The sequence below is a fragment of the Coriobacteriaceae bacterium genome (genome assembly GCA_025757745.1).
Lineage (GTDB): Bacteria > Actinomycetota > Coriobacteriia > Coriobacteriales > Coriobacteriaceae > Collinsella.
Genome location: CP107217.1, coordinates 1,736,263 through 1,752,077, shown reverse-complemented (window position 1 = coordinate 1,752,077; position 15,815 = coordinate 1,736,263). Strand labels below are relative to the sequence as shown.

The window sequence follows — 15,815 nt, the reverse complement described above, 5'->3', positions numbered from 1 at the left end:
AGGAATGACATGGGCAATTTAAACAACGGCGCGCTCGGGCGCGACGGATCGCGCCGTGTGGCGCTGATCACGGGCGGCTCGCGGGGTATCGGCCGTGCCTGCGCTGTCGGTCTGGCGGAGGACGGCTTTGATATCGCCGTCGTCTATGCCGGTAGCGTCGATGCGGCGCGCGAAACGTGCGAAGCCTGTGAGGCGGTTGGCGCCACGGCGCGCGCATATCGATGCGATGTGGCCGACCCCGCTGCCGTCAACGCGTGCGTGGAAGCGGTCTTCAACGACTTTGGCTCCATTTGGGCGCTCGTCAACAACGCCGGCATAACGCGCGACGGTCTGCTCATGCGCATGGGCGATGACGCCTTCGATCGCGTGCTCGATGTCAATCTCAAGGGAACATTCAATATGACGCGCGCGCTCACCAAGACCTTTATGCGCCAGCGCGGCGGTTGCGTCGTCAACATGAGCTCGGTCGTGGGCCTGATGGGCAACGCCGGACAGGCCAACTACGCTGCCTCCAAGGCGGGCGTGATAGGGCTTACCAAGGCGGTGGCGCGCGAGCTTGCGCCCCGCGGCGTACGAGTGAACGCGGTCGCCCCCGGGTTTGTCGAGACGGATATGACGTCAAAGCTCTCGGAGAAGGTGCGTGCGGCAACCGAGGAGCAGATTCCCCTGAAGCGCATGGCGCGCCCCGAGGAAGTGGCCGGCGTGGTGCGCTTTTTGGCGAGCGATGCGGCTTCCTACATTACGGGCGAGGTTGTACGCGTGGACGGCGGAATGGCGATGTAGAAACCAGGGCCGAAGAACGGCTTGGATGAGGAGACCATGATGGAACAGAGAGTTGCAATCACCGGCATCGGTGCCGTATCGCCGCTCGGCAACACGGCGCTTGCCACTTGGGCGGCTATGTGCGCCGGCGCGTGCGGTATCGGCCCGATTACGCACTTCGATACGGATGCGTTTGCTGTCAAGGTGGCGGCCGAGGTCAAGGGCTTTGACGGCAACGAGTACTTTGGTAAGCACGATGCCAAGCACCTCGACCCCTGCGTTCAGTTTGCACTGGCGGCGTCGGACGAGGCCGTGCACGATGCGGGCCTTGATGTCGAAGATGCCATCGATCGCGAGCGCCTGGGCGTCTACGTGGGTTCAGGCGTGGGCGGCATGCAGACACTCGTCGACAACGTCCACACGATTGCCGATCGAGGGCCTCGCCGTGCATCACCCTATATGATTGCGATGATGATCCCCAACATGGCTTCGGGCAACATCGCGATTCGCCATAAGGCAAAGGGCCCGACCCTACCCGTCGTGACTGCCTGCGCGACTTCTGCCCATGCGGTGGGTGAGGCGTTCCGCGCCATCAAGCACGGCTATGCCGACGCGATCCTCGCGGGCGGCGCCGAAGCAGCAATTATCCCCGATGCCGTTGCGGGCTTTACGTCCTGCCGCGCATTGACCACCAACCCCGATCCCGCGACGGCCTGCCGTCCGTTCGATGCAGACCGCGACGGCTTTGTGATGGGCGAGGGCGCCTGCGTGCTCGTGCTCGAGAGCATGGAACATGCGCAGGCGCGCGGTGCGCACATTTACGCCGAGGTCGTGGGCTACGGCAACACCGATGATGCCTATCACATCACGAGCCCCGATCCCGAGGCTGCCGGCATTGCCCGTGCGATATCGCTGGCGGTGGCCGAGGGCGACGTTAAGCCTTCCGAGGGCCTCTACATCAACGCTCACGGCACCTCGACCAAGCTCAACGATTCGTCCGAGACGGCGGGCATAAAGCGTGCGCTCGGCGAGGACGCGGCGCGCGCCGCGCACGTCTCGTCGACTAAGTCGATGACCGGCCACATGATCGGTGCCACGGGTGCCATCGAGGTCATGGCCTGCGCCATGGCGCTCGAGCAGGGCGTGGTGCCGCCGACCATTAACTACCACACGCCCGATCCCGCCTGCGATCTTGACTACACGCCCAATCGCGCGGTTCGCGCCGACCTTACCTGGGCGCTTTCGACAAACCTGGGCTTTGGCGGGCACAACGCCGCCATCGCGCTGCGTAGATATACGAGGAGCTAGAGCATGGATTCCAAAAGACTTGCCGAGATAGCCGATGTTATGGAGGACCGCGGCCTCACGCGCGTACGCGTTGAGGAGCCCGATGGCACCGCGGTCGAACTCGAGCGCGCGAGCGCCGCGCAGCCGGTTGCCGTGCCCATGCCTATGCCGGGTGCCGTGACTGCTCCGGCGGTGGCTCCTGTCGCCATGCCTGCCGCCGCACCGGAGCCCGCCGCGCAGGCACCTGCCGCCGCACCGGAGCCCAAGGGCACCGAGGTGACCGCTCCCATGGTCGGCGTTTTCTATGCTGCCCCGGCGCCGGGCGACGAGCCGTTTGTGCACGTGGGCTCCAAGGTCAAGGTCGGTGAGACCCTCTGCATCATCGAGGCCATGAAGGTTCTCAACGAGGTGACGGCCGAGGCAGACGGCGAGGTGCTCGAGATCTGCGTGGCCGACGGCGACCTCGTGGAGTTCGGCAGTTGCCTTATGAGGATCGGATAGGTGATGTCCATGAACAAAGAAGAGCTCAAGAAGCTGTTGCCGCATCGCGAACCGATGCTTTTGCTCGACGAGGCCGAGCTGGTGGGCGACGAGGCCCACGGCAAGATCACGATTACGGGCGACGAGTACTTTTTGCAGGGGCATTTTCCGGGAAACCCGGTAGTCCCCGGCGTGATTCAGTGCGAGATGCTCGCCCAAAACTGTTGCGTGCTGCTGATGGGCGACGAGGAGGCGCGCGGCGCGACGCCGTTCTATACGAGCCTCGATAAGGTGCGCTTTAAGCGTCCGGTGCGCCCGGGCGACACGGTTGATCTGGTGTGCACCATCACGCGTGCGCGCGGGCCGTTCCGCTTTGCGACGGGTACCGCGAGCGTCAACGGTGAGGTTTGCTGCCGCGCCGATATGTCTTTTGCACTCATGCACGAAAGTTAAGGAAGGCTTCATGTTCGACAAAGTGCTCATCGCCAACCGCGGAGAAGTCGCGGTCCGTGTTATCCGCGCGTGCCGCGATATGGGCATCAAGACCGTCGCCGTTTATTCCACGGCCGATGCGGACGCGCTGCACGTGCAGCTTGCCGACGAGGCGTATTGCATCGGCGGCCCGCGTCTTGCCGAGAGCTACCTCAACGACGATGCCGTGCTCACCTGTGCCGTGAAGTCGGGGGCAAAGGCAATTCATCCCGGCTATGGCTTTTTCTCCGAGAAGGCGAGCTTCGTGCGCGACTGCGACAAGTATGGCCTGGCGTTTGTCGGTCCTTCGGCCAAGGTGATCGACAGCATGGGCGACAAGGACGCCGCGCGTCGAACGGCCGCCGCGGCGGGCGTGCCCATCGTGCCGGGCTGCGATTTGCTCAAAAGTCCCGAGGAGGCAACGGCCGAGGCTGAGCGCATTGGCTGCCCCGTGCTTATTAAGGCGCGTGCGGGTGGAGGCGGCCGCGGTATTCGCAAGGTCGAGCGCGTGGAAGATGCGGCAAAGGCGTTCATCGAGGCGCGTGCCGAGGGCGAGGCCGTTTTTGGCGACGGCGAGTGCTACATGGAGAAGTTCGTCGCGCCGGCGCATCACGTTGAGGTGCAGATTATGGCCGATAAGCAGGGCCATGTGTTTTCGCTCGGCGAGCGCGAGTGCTCGGTGCAGCGCCGCAACCAAAAGCTGATCGAGGAGAGCCCCGCGCCGTGCCTCGACGGACGCGATGATATTCGCGCGCGCATGCACAAGGCCGCGCGCGACCTGGCTCGTGCCGTCGGCTATGAGGGTGCCGGCACCATTGAGTTTTTGTACTCAGATGACGGTAATTTCTACTTTATGGAAATGAACACGCGCCTGCAGGTTGAGCATCCGGTCACGGAGTTTGTGACCGATACCGACTTGGTCAAGTGGCAGCTGCGCGTGGCAGCCGGCCAGCCTCTGCCCTTTGAGCAGGAGGACATGCCGGTGCGCAACCACGCCATGGAGTGCCGCATCAATGCCGAAACGCCGGACTTTCTGCCGTCATGCGGAACGGTCACCGCGTTGCGTGTGCCGGGTGGTCCGCGCGTGCGCTGGGATTCGGCCATGTTTACCGGAGCGAACGTTCCGCCGTACTACGACTCCATGCTCGGCAAGCTCATCGTGTGCGCGCCCACGCGTGACGGTGCCATTCGCAAGATGCGCTCGGCCCTGGGCGAGCTCGTGATTGAGGGCGTGAGCGAAAATAGCGAGCTTCAGCTCGACGTGCTGGCAAACGACGAGTTCTTGTCGGGCATGTACCACACCGATCTGATGGGGCATCTCTATGCTGATGAATAGAAAAGCGAAGACGGTCAATGTCCTTGAGGGGCCGATAACCGAGTCGTGCGCCGAGTTCCCCGCGCGCCACGTGTTTGTCAAATGCCCGGAGTGCCGCCGTGTGATCGATGAGGCGCGCCTGCACGACAACCTCGAGGTCTGCCCTCGTTGCGGCAAACACTTTCGCGTGAGCGGTCGCGCGCGCATGCGCATGACGGTCGACGCGGGTACCTTTGAGGAATGGGATGCCAATCTGGCGTCGAAGGACTTCCTCTCGTTTCCCGGTTATGCCGACAAGCTTAAGAGCGTGAGCGAGCGTTCGGGCGAGCGCGATGCCGTTGTGTGCGGCAGGGGCAAAATCTGCGGCTGCGATACCGCGCTCTTCTTTATGGATGCCAACTTTATGATGGGCTCAATGGGCTCCGTGGTGGGCGAGAAGATCTGTCGTGTCTTTGAGTGCGCGGCCGAGTTGGGGCTGCCGGTCGTTGGCTTTACCGTATCGGGCGGCGCCCGCATGCAGGAGGGCGTGACCTCGCTCATGCAGATGGCCAAGATTTCTGCGGCGGTTAGGCGCCACAGCGAGGCGGGCGGCCTGTATATCACGGTGCTCACCGATCCCACGACCGGAGGTGTAACCGCGAGCTTCGCCATGGAGGGCGACATTATCCTGGCCGAGCCCGATGCCCTGACGGCATTTGCCGGCCCGCGCGTGATCGAGCAGAACATGCACAAGCGTCTGCCCAAGGGATTCCAGCGTTCCGAGTTTTTGCTGGAGCACGGCTTTTGCGATGCCGTTGTTCCGCGTGGTGAGATTGCGCTCACGGTAGGCGAGCTGCTGGCGCTGCACGAAGGGCACGCGCCCGGCCTGGGGGCGCCACATGAGATCGTGCATGCGGGTCGCCGCGGCAAAAAGCTGGGACACTTGTTTAAGCGCTCGACGGCACCAAAAACCGCGCTCGAGATTGTCAAGCAGACCCGCTCGGCAGATCGCGCCACGGCGGGTGAGATGATCTCGCTGGGCCTCGACGGATTCGTTGAGCTGCACGGCGACCGTTACTTTGGCGACGACGCCGCTGTGTTGGCTGGCATTGGCTGGAAAGACGGACGCCCCGTAACGGTCATCGCCATCGAGCGCGGCACCACGACCAAAGAGCGTATGCGCCGCAACTTTGGCATGGCGCATCCCGAGGGCTACCGCAAAGCGCGTCGCCTTATGCGCCAGGCCGAAAAGTTTGGTCGACCGGTTCTGTGCCTGGTCGATACCTCGGGCGCGTTTTGCGGCATCGGTGCCGAGGAGCGCGGCCAGGGTGAGGCGATCGCCCAGAATCTCATGGAGATGAGCGGCCTTAAGACGCCGATTGTCTCGGTGGTGACGGGCGAGGGCGGTTCCGGCGGCGCGCTGGCGCTGTCCGTGGCCGACCGCATCCTGATGCTCTCGAGCTCGGCCTATTCGGTCGTGAGCCCCGAGGCCTGTGCGTCGATCCTGTGGAAGGATACCGAGCGCGCGGATGAGGCCGCCGAGGCGCTGAAGCTCACGGCCCCCGATCTGTTGGCGCTCGGCATCATCGACGGCATTGTTGACGATAGGGGCCTGTCGCATGAGGAGATCGCCGGTGCCGTCATGTCCTCGGCATTTGATGCCTTCGATACGCTTGGGCAGCTCGATGGCGCGACCCTCACAAACCTCCGCTACGAAAAGTACCGCACAATCGGTCAGTACCGCACGATGTGACAAAGGAAAAGTCTGCATGTCACATTGGGAAAGGCGTTCCATGTCACAAGTTTCTAACACCTCGTTTACAACGACGGTCTCATCAAACGCCATGGCCGTGGTGGACTATCTGTCCAAAAGCATGATGTCGGCGCTGCCGTTTATTGTCTGCGCGGCGTTGTTCCGTACCGTCGCCGTCATTATGGGCGAAGGCATGCTGGGCCTGTGGTCTGCCGATTCCGAAATCTATCGCCTGTTCTACAGTTGGCTCTATAACGCCGGCTACTACTTTTTGCCCATTTATCTTGGTTGGGCGGCCGCCCGCCAGCTCGGTTGCTCGGAGCAGCTGGGCATGATGCTGGGCGGCGTATTGATTGCGCCCGATCTGCTTAAGCTCGTCGATGCCGCATCGACGACGGGGGCATCGATGACTTCCGTGTATGGCCTGCTTCCCGCGCCGGTCAACGATTACACGACGACTGTTATTCCGGTTCTCATCTCGGTGCCCGTGCTATGGCGAGTGGAGTGTTTCTTTCAGCGCGTTATCCCTAAGGCCGTGGCGTTTTCGTTCGTTCCGTTTGCAACCATGCTCGTCATGGTTCCGGTTTCGCTGTGCATTACGGCGCCGGCGGGCAGCTATCTGGGCATGCTGTTGGGACAGCTTATGTTTATGCTTGGCAATTCCGGTGGCATCGTGTCGCTGCTTACGCTCATGGGGCTTGCCGCGGGTTGGGAGTTCCTTAAGATTGCGGGCATCAGCAACGTTGTCCTATCGCTCGCCTATGCGCAGTTCATGAGTGTGGGAACGGATTCGTGCATTCTGATCGCCGCGACGATGGCAACGTTTGCCGTTTGGGGCATGCCCTTTGGTGCGTCGCTCCGCGTTGCGGATAAGGACGAGAAGACGCTCATGCTGGGCTATTCGATCTCGGGCGTTCTTGGCGGCGTAAGCGAGCCGGCGCTGTACGGTTGCGGTTTTAAATATGGCAGGTGCCTGACGTGCATGGCCATTGGCGGCGCCGTCGGAGGCCTTGTTGCGGCCGTGGGCCACGTTACGGCCTATACCATCGGCATGACGAATGTCCTCATGGTCATTGGCTTTGCCACGGGTGGCATCTCGAACCTGCTGTGGTGCTGCGCTGCCGGCGGTGTGGCATTTGCGGTGTCTGCGGCGCTGAGCTACTGCTTTGGCGTGGTGCCGGCGAAGGGGCAGGCGGCAGAAGACGGAGCCGATTCACCCGAAACCTCGAAGAGCGTGGCCGAAGCAAGCGCGTAAACCTGTGCGACACAAGGACGATTCCTTTGCCACATTCCAAGGCCGTGGTCCGTGTGGGCTGCGGCCTTTTTGTATCTGGAGGACAAAGTGGCTACACTACAATCCGTTTGAGCAATAGATATATAGGTAGTACCGTGGGGGCGGATATAGATGGTCGAGTGGATTGTTAAGCGTGCGCAGGGCGACCGTGCGCGCGTGGGCACGTTGACGGGCGTGGTGTGTATTCTCGCCAATGTGGCGCTATGTGCTGCGAAGGGTGCAATTGGCGTGCTGTCGGGATCGGTTTCGATCGTGGCGGACGCTATGAACAACTTATCCGACGCAAGCTCAAACATCGTGAGCGTGCTGGGCTTTAAGCTGGCGAGTAAGCCCGCCGACCCCGAGCATCCTTACGGCCACGGTCGCTACGAGTACCTCTCTGGTCTAGTCGTGGCGGCGCTCGTGCTGCTCATTGGCCTCGAACTGGTAAAGTCCTCGGTGGAGCGCATCATCCACCCCGAACCTGTCGAGTTCTCGCTTGCCCTGGTGGCAGTCCTTGCGCTTTCGATGGTCGTTAAGCTGTGGATGGCGGCCCTCAACCAAAAGCTCGGCGATCGTATTGAGTCCGAGACGCTGCATGCGACCGCTCAGGACTCAAAGAACGATGTCCTAGCCACGGGTGCTGTGCTGGCGTGCGCAATTGTTTCGCAGGTGACGCACATCAATCTTGATGCATGGGTCGGCCTTGCCGTTGGCGCCTATATTGGCTGGAGCGGCTTTGAACTCATCCAGGATACGGTGAGCCCGCTTTTGGGCCAGGCGCCCGATCCTAAGCTGGTCAAGCACATTCGAGACAAGATCATGAGCTACCCCGGCGTTTTGGGCGTCCACGACCTTATGGTTCACGACTACGGCCCGGGCAGGAAGTTCGCAAGCGCTCACGCCGAGATGGCAGCCGAGGCCAGCCCGCTGAAAAGCCATGACACGCTCGACAATATTGAGCAGGCGTTTAGGAACGAAGACGGCATGATTGTCACGCTCCATTACGACCCCATCGTGACCGACGATCCCAAGGTGGCAAGCATGCGTTTGCGCATTAACGCCATGGCCCAGGAGATTGATAGCCGCCTCTCGATCCACGACCTACGCTGTGTTCCGGGTCCCACGCATACCAACGTGATCTTTGACTGCGTACGTCCCTCGGATTTGGCGATGAGCGCCGAGGACCTAAAGCACGCGTTGGCGAAACGTGTCGAATCCGAATATCCCAAGTCGATTGCCAAGATTACGATCGACGAAGACTACGTAGACCATACCCACGAGTAGGGCTGCGCCGGTAAAGCAAGTTATACAGAAGGGGAGAGCATGAAGCGTCTATATCTACTCCGCCACGGCCAGACGGAATTCAACGTCAAAAAGCTGGTCCAGGGCCGCTGCGATTCACCGCTCACCGATTTAGGTCGTCATCAGGCACAGGCGGCAGCCGCATGGCTCAAAGCCCACGGCGTCGTCCCCGACAAAGTGGTCTCTTCGCCCTTAGGCCGAGCCATGGACACGGCAAGTCTCGTCGCAACCGAACTCCTCGGCCGGGATGCAGCAGTCGAGCCCTGCGAAGGCATCATCGAGCGCAGCTACGGCACCTTCGAAGAAGGCCCCCACGACGCCCTACCCACCGACGTCTGGGACCCCGGCGAGGACCTGATCCCATTTGGCGGAGAAGGAAGCCATGCCCTGCAGGAGCGCATGGTGGGCACCCTCACCAATCTCATGGGCTCTGAGGGCATCGAAACCCTTCTAGCAGTAAGCCACGGCAGCGCCAGCCGCCAATTCATCAAAGCTGCAGCCCCAGAGGGCTTCGAGCTCCCAACAAAACTCCCCAACTGCGCCATTATGATTTTCGATTTTGATGAGGCGGAGCCACAAGTAGAGGGCGAGCCAATGCAATGCAAGTTCACCCTCCAGCAAATAGTGGACCCCCAACAAAGTCATTAGCCTGAGCGAGCAGAGTTAAGCAGACATCAACGTGTCGTCTCCCGAGCACGGCGGAGGGCCGGAGAAATATATTAAGGTCATCGCGAGTTCCGCACGCAAAGGAGAGCACTTAATGTGCTCTCCGTCTTGCGCAGGACTGTAGAGCAGGGACCTTAATATATTTCTCCGGCCCTCCGCCGTGCTCGGGAGCCATCCACGCACTTTACCTGCGTAAACAATGTGAGTGAAATATGAATCTCGATGGATACGCCCGCAGCCGTGTATACTAAACAGCTGTGTGAAACCAGGGGAGTATTCTGGCTGGACAAAATGCCTGCTTAATAGGGTTGTCAGGTAGTCCGGGCGAAATACAAGGCTGGGGAGCACGTCGTGTAAGTAGTGGTCCTCTAGGGGCGTACGCTCGGTGGTGTACGCATTGTCCCAAGACCACGCGAGAGTTGGGATCATATCTTGATCAGCATGATTCTCGGCCGCAAGATTGGCATGACCCAGGTTTGGGACGAGGACGATAACGTCGTTCCCGTCACGGTCATCCAGGCTGGCCCCTGCGCTGTCTCGCAGGTTAAAACTCAGGCAACCGACGGCTATGACGCCGTCCAGATCGGTTTCGGCGACATCAAGGCCAAGAACGTGAACAAGCCCATGGCTGGTCACTTCGCCAAGGCTGGCGTCGAGCCTGTCCGCTTCCTTCGTGAGGTCCGCGTCGAGAACGGCGAGGAGCACAAGGTCGGCGAGGTCGTCACCGTCGCTGATTTCGCTGATGTCGAGAAGGTCGACGTCATCGGTACCTCCAAGGGTAAGGGCTTCCAGGGTCGCATCAAGCGCTGGGGTCAGCGCCGCGGTCCTATGACGCATGGTTCTCACTTCCAGCGTCACCCCGGTTCTATCGGTCAGTGCGCCTATCCTGCGCGCGTCCTCAAGGGCGTCAAGATGGCCGGTCACATGGGTAACGAGCGCGTTACCGTCAAGAACCTTTCCGTTGTCCGCATCGATGCCGAGCAGAACCTCATCTTGGTCAAGGGCGCTGTCCCGGGTGCCAAGAATGGTCTCGTCGCCATCCGTATGGCCTAAGGGCCCAGCCCATTTAGCCCAGCGTCATACCAAGGAGAACACTTAAATGGCAAAGTTTGAAGTAAAGAACAGCGAGGGCAAGAAGGTCGCCGAGGCCGAGCTCGCCGCTGAGGTGTACGGCATCGAGCCGAACATCCACGTTATGCACCACATCGTCAAGTGCCAGATGGCCTCTTGGCGTCAGGGCACCCAGTCCGCTAAGGGCCGCTCTGAGGTTTCCGGTGGCGGCAAGAAGCCTTGGCGTCAGAAGGGCACCGGCCGTGCCCGCCAGGGTTCCATCCGTGCTGCCCAGTGGCGTCACGGTGGCGTTGTCTTCGCCCCCAAGCCCCGTTCCTACGCTAAGCGTATGAACAACAAGGAGGTCAAGCTGGCTATGCGCTCCGCGCTGTCCGCCAAGCTGGCCGATGGCGAGCTCGTGCTCGTCGACGACTACGGCTTCGAGAAGCCTTCCACCAAGGCTGCCGTCGCCATGCTCAAGGCTCTCGGCCTTGAGGGCAAGCGTCTGACCATCATCGTTCGCGATGAGGACGTCAACGCCTACCTGTCGTTCCGCAACATTCCCAAGACGTTCATCATCACTGCCGACGAGGCCAACACCTACGATCTCGTCAACAACAACGCCGTGCTGATGCCCGCCGACATCGCCGCTCACTTCGGGGAGGTGCTTGCATAAATGACCGCCCACGAGATCATCATCCGTCCGATCGTGTCCGAGCGTTCCTTCTCCGGCATGGAGCTGAACAAGTACACGTTCGAGGTCGCCAAGGATGCTAACAAGTATCAGATCAAGGACGCTGTCGAGGAGATCTTCGGCGTCAAGGTCGTTCGCGTGAACACCCTGACGGTCAAGCCCAAGACCAAGCGCGTGCGCTATGTCGCCGGCAAGACCCGTTCTTGGAAGAAGGCCATCGTCACGCTGGCCGAGGGCGACACCATCGAGGTCTTTGGCAACCAGGCCTAAGACTCGCTGCTGTTGAGTGAGCTCATGCCTCCCAAATAGGGGAGGCGAGAGCTCAAGGTTTCGGGCGTATAAAATGGACACGCCCGGAACCGTGTATACGTCCGGTGTCATCGCACCCGAGGCAGAACCTCGAATCCCTGTCTGCGATGGCTAACGGATTCCTATTGAAAGGGATTGTAATGGCTGTAAAGCACCTTAAGCCGACCTCCGCTGGTAGGCGTTGGCAGACGATCTCCGATTTCTCCGAGATCACCTGCACCAAGCCCGAGAAGTCTCTTCTCGAGCCCCTGCCCAAGAAGGCCGGTCGTAACAACAACGGCCGCATCACCACCCGCCACCAGGGCGGCGGCGTGAAGCGTCGTTACCGCGTGATCGACTTCAAGCGCAACAAGGACGGCGTGCCCGCCAAGGTTGCCACGATCGAGTACGATCCGAACCGTTCCGCTCGCATCGCTCTGCTGCACTACGCTGACGGTGAGAAGCGCTACATCCTGGCCCCCAAGGGCCTCGAGGTCGGTCAGACCATCATGTCCGGTTCTGACGCCGACATCAAGCCGGGCAACGCTCTGCCCCTCGCCGACATCCCCGTCGGTACGCTCATCCACGCCGTTGAGTTCCAGCCGGGCAAGGGCGCCGCTATCGCCCGTTCCGCCGGTAACTCCTGCCAGCTGATGGGTAAGGAGGGCAAGTACGCCATCGTCCGTATGCCTTCCTCCGAGATGCGTCGCATCCTCGTTACCTGCCGCGCCACCGTCGGTGAGGTCGGCAACGCCGATCACGCCAACATCGTCATCGGCAAGGCCGGCCGTAAGCGTCACATGAACGTGCGCCCGACCGTCCGCGGTACCGTCATGAACCCTGTCGACCACCCGCACGGCGGTGGCGAGGGCAAGAACCACACCTCTGGTCGTCCCTCTGTTACCCCCTGGGGTAAGCCGACGAAGGGCCTTCGTACGCGCAAGAAGAAGAAGGTCTCGAACCAGCACATCATTCGTCGCCGTAAGAAGTAATTTCGGATACCGAGTTTTAGGAGAAAGCACTTATGAGCAGAAGTCTCAAAAAGGGCCCGTTCGTGGAGACTCGCCTTCTCTCGCGTATCACCGCGATGAACGAGGCTGGCAAGAAGGACGTCGTGAAGACCTGGTCCCGCGCGTCCACCATCTTCCCCGAGATGGTTGGTCACACCATCGCCGTCCACGACGGCCGCAAGCATGTGCCCGTGTATGTTACCGAGTCCATGGTTGGTCACAAGCTCGGCGAGTTCGCGCCGACTCGTACGTTCCGTGGCCACAAGGCCAAATAGGGGGTTAACCGTAAATGGCAACTAAGTCTATTGAAACTGAGGCCACCGAGGTTCGCGCCGTCGCTAAGTACGTGCGTGTTTCCCCCAGCAAGGCCCGCCTGGTGGTCGATCTGATCCGCCGCAAGCCTGTCGCTCAGGCCTTCGACATCCTCCACTTCTGCGACCGCGCCGTCGCCGTGGATGTCGAGAAGGTTCTCCGTTCCGCCGTTGCGAACGCCGAGAACAACAACGGTCTGCGTGCCGACAACCTGGTTGTCGCCGCTGCCTATGTTGACGAGGGTCCGACGCTTAAGCGCATCCGTCCCCGCGCCAAGGGTTCCGCTTCTCGCATTCTGAAGCGTACTTCCCACATCACCGTCGTCGTTGCTCCTCGAAAGGAGGCGTAAAGCTGTATGGGTCAGAAAGTCTACCCCACCGGCTTCCGTCTTGGCATCACCGAGAACTGGCGCTCCCGCTGGTTCGCAGAGAAGGATTACGCTAAGACCCTCGGTAACGATCTCGAGATCCGCAAGTACCTCGAGAAGCGTCTTTCCCGCGCAGCTGTCTCCCGCGTCGAGATCGAGCGCGCTGGCGACAAGGTGAAGGTCATCATCCTCACCGCTCGCCCCGGCGTTGTCATCGGTAAGAAGGGTGCCGAGATCGATACCCTCCGCACCGAGCTCGAGAAGGTCGCTGGCGTCTCCAAGGGCCAGCTCTCCGTCGACGTTGTCGAGATCAAGCGCCCCGAGCTCGACGCCAACCTCGTTGCTCAGTCTATCGCCGAGCAGCTCGAGGGCCGCGTTGCCTTCCGTCGCGCTATGCGCAAGGCTGTCCAGTCTGCCCGCAAGGCCGGCGCTAAGGGCATCCGTATCCAGTGCTCCGGTCGTCTCGGCGGTGCCGAGATGGGCCGTCGTGAGTGGTACCGCGAGGGTCGCGTGCCTCTGCACACCCTCCGTGCCAAGATCGACTACGGCACGGCTGTCGCCAGCACCACCATGGGCGCTTGCGGCGTGAAGGTCTGGATCTACCTGGGCGAGAAGCTCCCGGGCCAGCCTGTTCCCAACCCTGCACTCGAGGGCTCTTCCCGTCCTCGTCGTCGTAACTCCGAGAGGAGGGGTCAGTAGTGCTTGCCCCTAAGCGTATTCTTCACCGCAAGGTGCAGCGTGGCTCCATGAAGGGCCAGGCCAAGGGTAATACCGAGCTGCATTTCGGCGAGTTTGGTATCCAGGCTCTCGAGGCCCATTGGATCACCAACCGTCAGATCGAGGCCGCTCGTATTGCCATGACCCGCTACATGAAGCGTGGCGGTCGTGTCTACATCACGATCTTCCCCGATAAGCCCATCACCAAGAAGCCTGCCGAGACTCGCATGGGTTCTGGTAAGGGTAACCCCGAGGAGTGGGTGGCCGTCGTCAAGCCCGGCCGCATCATGTTCGAGGTCAAGGGCGTGCCCGAGGAGGTCGCTCGCGAGGCTCTGCGTCTTGCACAGCACAAGCTTCCCATCAAGACCAAGATTGTTGCTGCTAAGAACGCTGAGCAGCGCATCGAGAAGGAGATGGCTGAGGAGGCCGCTCTCGAGGCCAAGTGGGCTGCTGAGGACGCCGCCGCCGCCAAGGAGGAGAACTAATGAAGCCCGCAGAGATTCGTGAGCTCTCGGACGCTCAGCTCGTTGAGAAGCTGAAGGAAATGCGCGCCGAGCTCTTTAACCTTCGTTTCCAGATGGCCACCAGCCAGCTGGACAACACCGCTCGCGTCAACACCGTGAAGAAGGACATCGCTCGCGTCCTCACGGAGCAGCGCGCCCGCGAGATCGCAGCGGAGAAGTCCGCTGTCGCCGAGTAGGACCTAAGGAGAGAACATGACTGATTCGCGTAACTCGCGTAAGGTCCGTACGGGTGTCGTTACCTCCGTCTCTGGTGCCAAGACCATTGTTGTCACCATCACCGAGCGCAAGCGTCACCCCAAGTACGGCAAGATGATGACCAGCTCCAAGAAGCTGCACGCTCACGACGAGGAGTGCACGGCTGGCGTGGGCGACACCGTCCGCGTTATGGAGACCCGTCCTATGTCCAAGATGAAGCGTTGGCGCCTCATCGAGGTCGTCGAGCGCGCTAAATAAGCAGTCGCTCTTACGACTTGTACGTTTCCGAAGATGTGCGTATGCCTGGCTTGCATACCACGGGCCGTATAAAGACTGCGCACCTCTCTTCGGTTCTTAGTTCGGAGGAACATCTACCATGATTCAGATGCAAACCATGCTGAACGTCGCCGACAACTCCGGCGCTCGCAAGATTCGCTGCATCAAGGTGCTTGGCGGTTCCAAGCGTCGTTATGCAGGCATCGGCGATGTGTTCATCGGTGCTGTCCAGGAGGCTACCCCTGGCGCCAACGTCAAGAAGAAGGACGTTGTCCGTTGCGTCGTCGTTCGCACCGTTAAGGAGATCCGCCGCAAGGATGGCTCCTACATTCGCTTTGATGAGAACGCCTGCGTTGTCATCAACAACGATGGTTCGCCCGTCGGCACCCGTATCTTCGGGCCCGTCGCTCGCGAGCTTCGTGACAAGAAGTACATGAAGATCGTCTCGCTCGCTCCCGAGACCCTGTAGTTAGGGGAGATATATGTATATCAAGAAGGGCGATAAGGTCCAGGTTCTTTCTGGTAAGGATCGCGGCAAGCAGGGCGTTATCCTGCGTGCTCTCCCCGCCGAGAACAAGGTTGTTGTCGAGGGCGTTTCGGTCGTCAAGAAGGCCGTCAAGCCCAACGCTGCCAACCAGCAGGGCGGCATCGTTTCGCAGGAGGCTCCCATCGATGCCTCCAACGTCAATCTCGTTTGCCCCGAGTGCGGTAAGGTTACCCGCGTCGGTCACGAGAAGGACGGCAAGAACAAGCTGCGCGTCTGCAAGAAGTGCGGCCACAAGTTCTAAGCTGCCCGCAACATCAAGTTGCTAGTAAAGGCCCGGATGCCACGGCACCCGGGCTTTTTTCTATCCCCACTCGATGGCTTCGGTTCTGCCGTCCCGTCATTCCGCTTGCATCCAGTTTTCGGTGCCGTCTCGAATTGAGTGCCGCCAGGTGACACCCTGTCGCGTTTCGTCGGCTTCGGGGACAAAAGTCGGGACAACTCCAAAAACTATTTTCGAACTCAGGGCTTTGAGTTTTTGTTTTTGTCCCAAAGGGCGCGGCGGGATGCCTTTGGAGGCTCGATAGCGCCGAAAACGCCCGTTTTG

Annotated in this window: 20 protein-coding genes and 1 pseudogene; all 21 read left to right on the top strand. The window is 60.9% G+C overall.

The genetic code is table 11. The annotated features are described in order from the left end of the window. Nucleotides 1–9 precede the first annotated feature (9 nt). On the top strand, nt 10–783 hold the full coding sequence (fabG, locus tag OGM60_07635) for a 3-oxoacyl-[acyl-carrier-protein] reductase (protein UYI98756.1): 774 nt from the start codon (nt 10–12) through the stop codon (nt 781–783). A 39-nt stretch (nt 784–822) separates the two neighbouring features. After that, nucleotides 823–2,070: a beta-ketoacyl-ACP synthase II gene (gene fabF, locus OGM60_07630; protein ID UYI98755.1), complete on the top strand. Its 1,248-nt coding sequence runs from the start codon at nt 823–825 to the stop codon at nt 2,068–2,070. 3 nt (nt 2,071–2,073) lie between these two features. After that, a complete protein-coding gene (gene accB, locus OGM60_07625; GenBank protein ID UYI98754.1) occupies nt 2,074–2,550 on the top strand; it encodes an acetyl-CoA carboxylase biotin carboxyl carrier protein in 477 nt (158 codons plus the stop codon). 9 nt (nt 2,551–2,559) lie between these two features. Next, on the top strand, nt 2,560–2,982 hold the full coding sequence (fabZ, locus tag OGM60_07620) for a 3-hydroxyacyl-ACP dehydratase FabZ (GenBank protein ID UYI98753.1): 423 nt from the start codon (nt 2,560–2,562) through the stop codon (nt 2,980–2,982). A 10-nt stretch (nt 2,983–2,992) separates the two neighbouring features. Continuing rightward, entirely contained in the window at nt 2,993–4,336 is a 1,344-nt protein-coding gene (locus tag OGM60_07615) for an acetyl-CoA carboxylase biotin carboxylase subunit (GenBank protein UYI98752.1), read from the top strand. Beyond that, nucleotides 4,329–6,047: an acetyl-CoA carboxylase, carboxyltransferase subunit beta gene (accD, locus tag OGM60_07610; protein ID UYI98751.1), complete on the top strand. Its 1,719-nt coding sequence runs from the start codon at nt 4,329–4,331 to the stop codon at nt 6,045–6,047. Before OGM60_07615 ends, accD begins: the two co-directional genes overlap by 8 nt. Nucleotides 6,048–6,087: 40 nt before the next feature. Further along, a complete protein-coding gene (locus OGM60_07605) occupies nt 6,088–7,302 on the top strand; it encodes a hypothetical protein (protein ID UYI98750.1) in 1,215 nt (404 codons plus the stop codon). A gap of 150 nt (nt 7,303–7,452) precedes the next feature. Next, nucleotides 7,453–8,607, top strand: a complete 1,155-nt coding sequence (locus tag OGM60_07600; GenBank protein ID UYI98749.1) for a cation diffusion facilitator family transporter — start codon at nt 7,453–7,455, stop codon at nt 8,605–8,607. A 39-nt stretch (nt 8,608–8,646) separates the two neighbouring features. After that, nucleotides 8,647–9,273, top strand: a complete 627-nt coding sequence (locus OGM60_07595) for a phosphoglycerate mutase family protein (protein UYI98748.1) — start codon at nt 8,647–8,649, stop codon at nt 9,271–9,273. 450 nt (nt 9,274–9,723) lie between these two features. Then, nucleotides 9,724–10,344 (top strand): 50S ribosomal protein L3, encoded by a 621-nt coding sequence (rplC, locus tag OGM60_07590; protein ID UYI98747.1) that lies wholly within the window; start codon nt 9,724–9,726, stop codon nt 10,342–10,344. A gap of 46 nt (nt 10,345–10,390) precedes the next feature. Next, a complete protein-coding gene (rplD, locus tag OGM60_07585; protein UYI98746.1) occupies nt 10,391–11,017 on the top strand; it encodes a 50S ribosomal protein L4 in 627 nt (208 codons plus the stop codon). Next, a complete protein-coding gene (gene rplW / locus OGM60_07580) occupies nt 11,018–11,305 on the top strand; it encodes a 50S ribosomal protein L23 (protein ID UYI98745.1) in 288 nt (95 codons plus the stop codon). It begins immediately after the preceding gene. Between the two features lie 179 nt (nt 11,306–11,484). Continuing rightward, entirely contained in the window at nt 11,485–12,315 is an 831-nt protein-coding gene (rplB, locus tag OGM60_07575; protein UYI98744.1) for a 50S ribosomal protein L2, read from the top strand. 32 nt (nt 12,316–12,347) lie between these two features. Next, a complete protein-coding gene (gene rpsS / locus OGM60_07570; GenBank protein ID UYI98743.1) occupies nt 12,348–12,608 on the top strand; it encodes a 30S ribosomal protein S19 in 261 nt (86 codons plus the stop codon). Nucleotides 12,609–12,622: 14 nt separating this feature from the next. Continuing rightward, complete coding sequence (gene rplV, locus OGM60_07565) at nt 12,623–12,994, top strand: 50S ribosomal protein L22 (protein UYI98742.1); 372 nt, start codon at nt 12,623–12,625, stop codon at nt 12,992–12,994. Nucleotides 12,995–13,000: 6 nt separating this feature from the next. Further along, on the top strand, nt 13,001–13,711 hold the full coding sequence (rpsC, locus tag OGM60_07560) for a 30S ribosomal protein S3 (protein UYI98741.1): 711 nt from the start codon (nt 13,001–13,003) through the stop codon (nt 13,709–13,711). Then, nucleotides 13,711–14,124 (top strand): annotated as a pseudogene (rplP, locus tag OGM60_07555) (50S ribosomal protein L16). The gene rpsC and the pseudogene rplP overlap by 1 nt, the downstream one beginning before the upstream one ends. An 89-nt stretch (nt 14,125–14,213) precedes the next feature. Continuing rightward, nucleotides 14,214–14,429: a 50S ribosomal protein L29 gene (gene rpmC, locus OGM60_07550; protein ID UYI98740.1), complete on the top strand. Its 216-nt coding sequence runs from the start codon at nt 14,214–14,216 to the stop codon at nt 14,427–14,429. Between the two features lie 16 nt (nt 14,430–14,445). Further along, the gene (rpsQ, locus tag OGM60_07545; GenBank protein ID UYI98739.1) at nt 14,446–14,706 is read left to right on the top strand and encodes a 30S ribosomal protein S17; all 261 of its coding nucleotides are present in this window, start codon (nt 14,446–14,448) and stop codon (nt 14,704–14,706) included. A 118-nt stretch (nt 14,707–14,824) separates the two neighbouring features. Continuing rightward, nucleotides 14,825–15,193: a 50S ribosomal protein L14 gene (gene rplN, locus OGM60_07540; protein ID UYI98738.1), complete on the top strand. Its 369-nt coding sequence runs from the start codon at nt 14,825–14,827 to the stop codon at nt 15,191–15,193. A 13-nt stretch (nt 15,194–15,206) separates the two neighbouring features. Then, the gene (gene rplX, locus OGM60_07535) at nt 15,207–15,512 is read left to right on the top strand and encodes a 50S ribosomal protein L24 (protein ID UYI98737.1); all 306 of its coding nucleotides are present in this window, start codon (nt 15,207–15,209) and stop codon (nt 15,510–15,512) included. Nucleotides 15,513–15,815 lie beyond the last annotated feature (303 nt).

Excerpts from the sequence above, each read along its gene's own strand:
- accB (UYI98754.1), top strand. The coding sequence starts at position 2,074 with ATGGATTCCAAAAGACTTGCCGAGATAGCCGATGTTATGGAGGACCGC.
- OGM60_07605 (UYI98750.1), top strand. The coding sequence starts at position 6,088 with ATGTCACAAGTTTCTAACACCTCGTTTACAACGACGGTCTCATCAAAC.
- fabG (UYI98756.1), top strand. The coding sequence starts at position 10 with ATGGGCAATTTAAACAACGGCGCGCTCGGGCGCGACGGATCGCGCCGT.
- rplD (UYI98746.1), top strand. The coding sequence starts at position 10,391 with ATGGCAAAGTTTGAAGTAAAGAACAGCGAGGGCAAGAAGGTCGCCGAG.
- rplV (UYI98742.1), top strand. The coding sequence starts at position 12,623 with ATGGCAACTAAGTCTATTGAAACTGAGGCCACCGAGGTTCGCGCCGTC.
- rpsS (UYI98743.1), top strand. The coding sequence starts at position 12,348 with ATGAGCAGAAGTCTCAAAAAGGGCCCGTTCGTGGAGACTCGCCTTCTC.
- rplB (UYI98744.1), top strand. The coding sequence starts at position 11,485 with ATGGCTGTAAAGCACCTTAAGCCGACCTCCGCTGGTAGGCGTTGGCAG.
- rplN (UYI98738.1), top strand. The coding sequence starts at position 14,825 with ATGATTCAGATGCAAACCATGCTGAACGTCGCCGACAACTCCGGCGCT.
- OGM60_07615 (UYI98752.1), top strand. The coding sequence starts at position 2,993 with ATGTTCGACAAAGTGCTCATCGCCAACCGCGGAGAAGTCGCGGTCCGT.
- rpmC (UYI98740.1), top strand. The coding sequence starts at position 14,214 with ATGAAGCCCGCAGAGATTCGTGAGCTCTCGGACGCTCAGCTCGTTGAG.
- rpsC (UYI98741.1), top strand. The coding sequence starts at position 13,001 with ATGGGTCAGAAAGTCTACCCCACCGGCTTCCGTCTTGGCATCACCGAG.
- fabF (UYI98755.1), top strand. The coding sequence starts at position 823 with ATGGAACAGAGAGTTGCAATCACCGGCATCGGTGCCGTATCGCCGCTC.
- fabZ (UYI98753.1), top strand. The coding sequence starts at position 2,560 with ATGAACAAAGAAGAGCTCAAGAAGCTGTTGCCGCATCGCGAACCGATG.
- OGM60_07600 (UYI98749.1), top strand. The coding sequence starts at position 7,453 with ATGGTCGAGTGGATTGTTAAGCGTGCGCAGGGCGACCGTGCGCGCGTG.
- rplW (UYI98745.1), top strand. The coding sequence starts at position 11,018 with ATGACCGCCCACGAGATCATCATCCGTCCGATCGTGTCCGAGCGTTCC.
- rplX (UYI98737.1), top strand. The coding sequence starts at position 15,207 with ATGTATATCAAGAAGGGCGATAAGGTCCAGGTTCTTTCTGGTAAGGAT.
- OGM60_07595 (UYI98748.1), top strand. The coding sequence starts at position 8,647 with ATGAAGCGTCTATATCTACTCCGCCACGGCCAGACGGAATTCAACGTC.
- accD (UYI98751.1), top strand. The coding sequence starts at position 4,329 with ATGAATAGAAAAGCGAAGACGGTCAATGTCCTTGAGGGGCCGATAACC.
- rpsQ (UYI98739.1), top strand. The coding sequence starts at position 14,446 with ATGACTGATTCGCGTAACTCGCGTAAGGTCCGTACGGGTGTCGTTACC.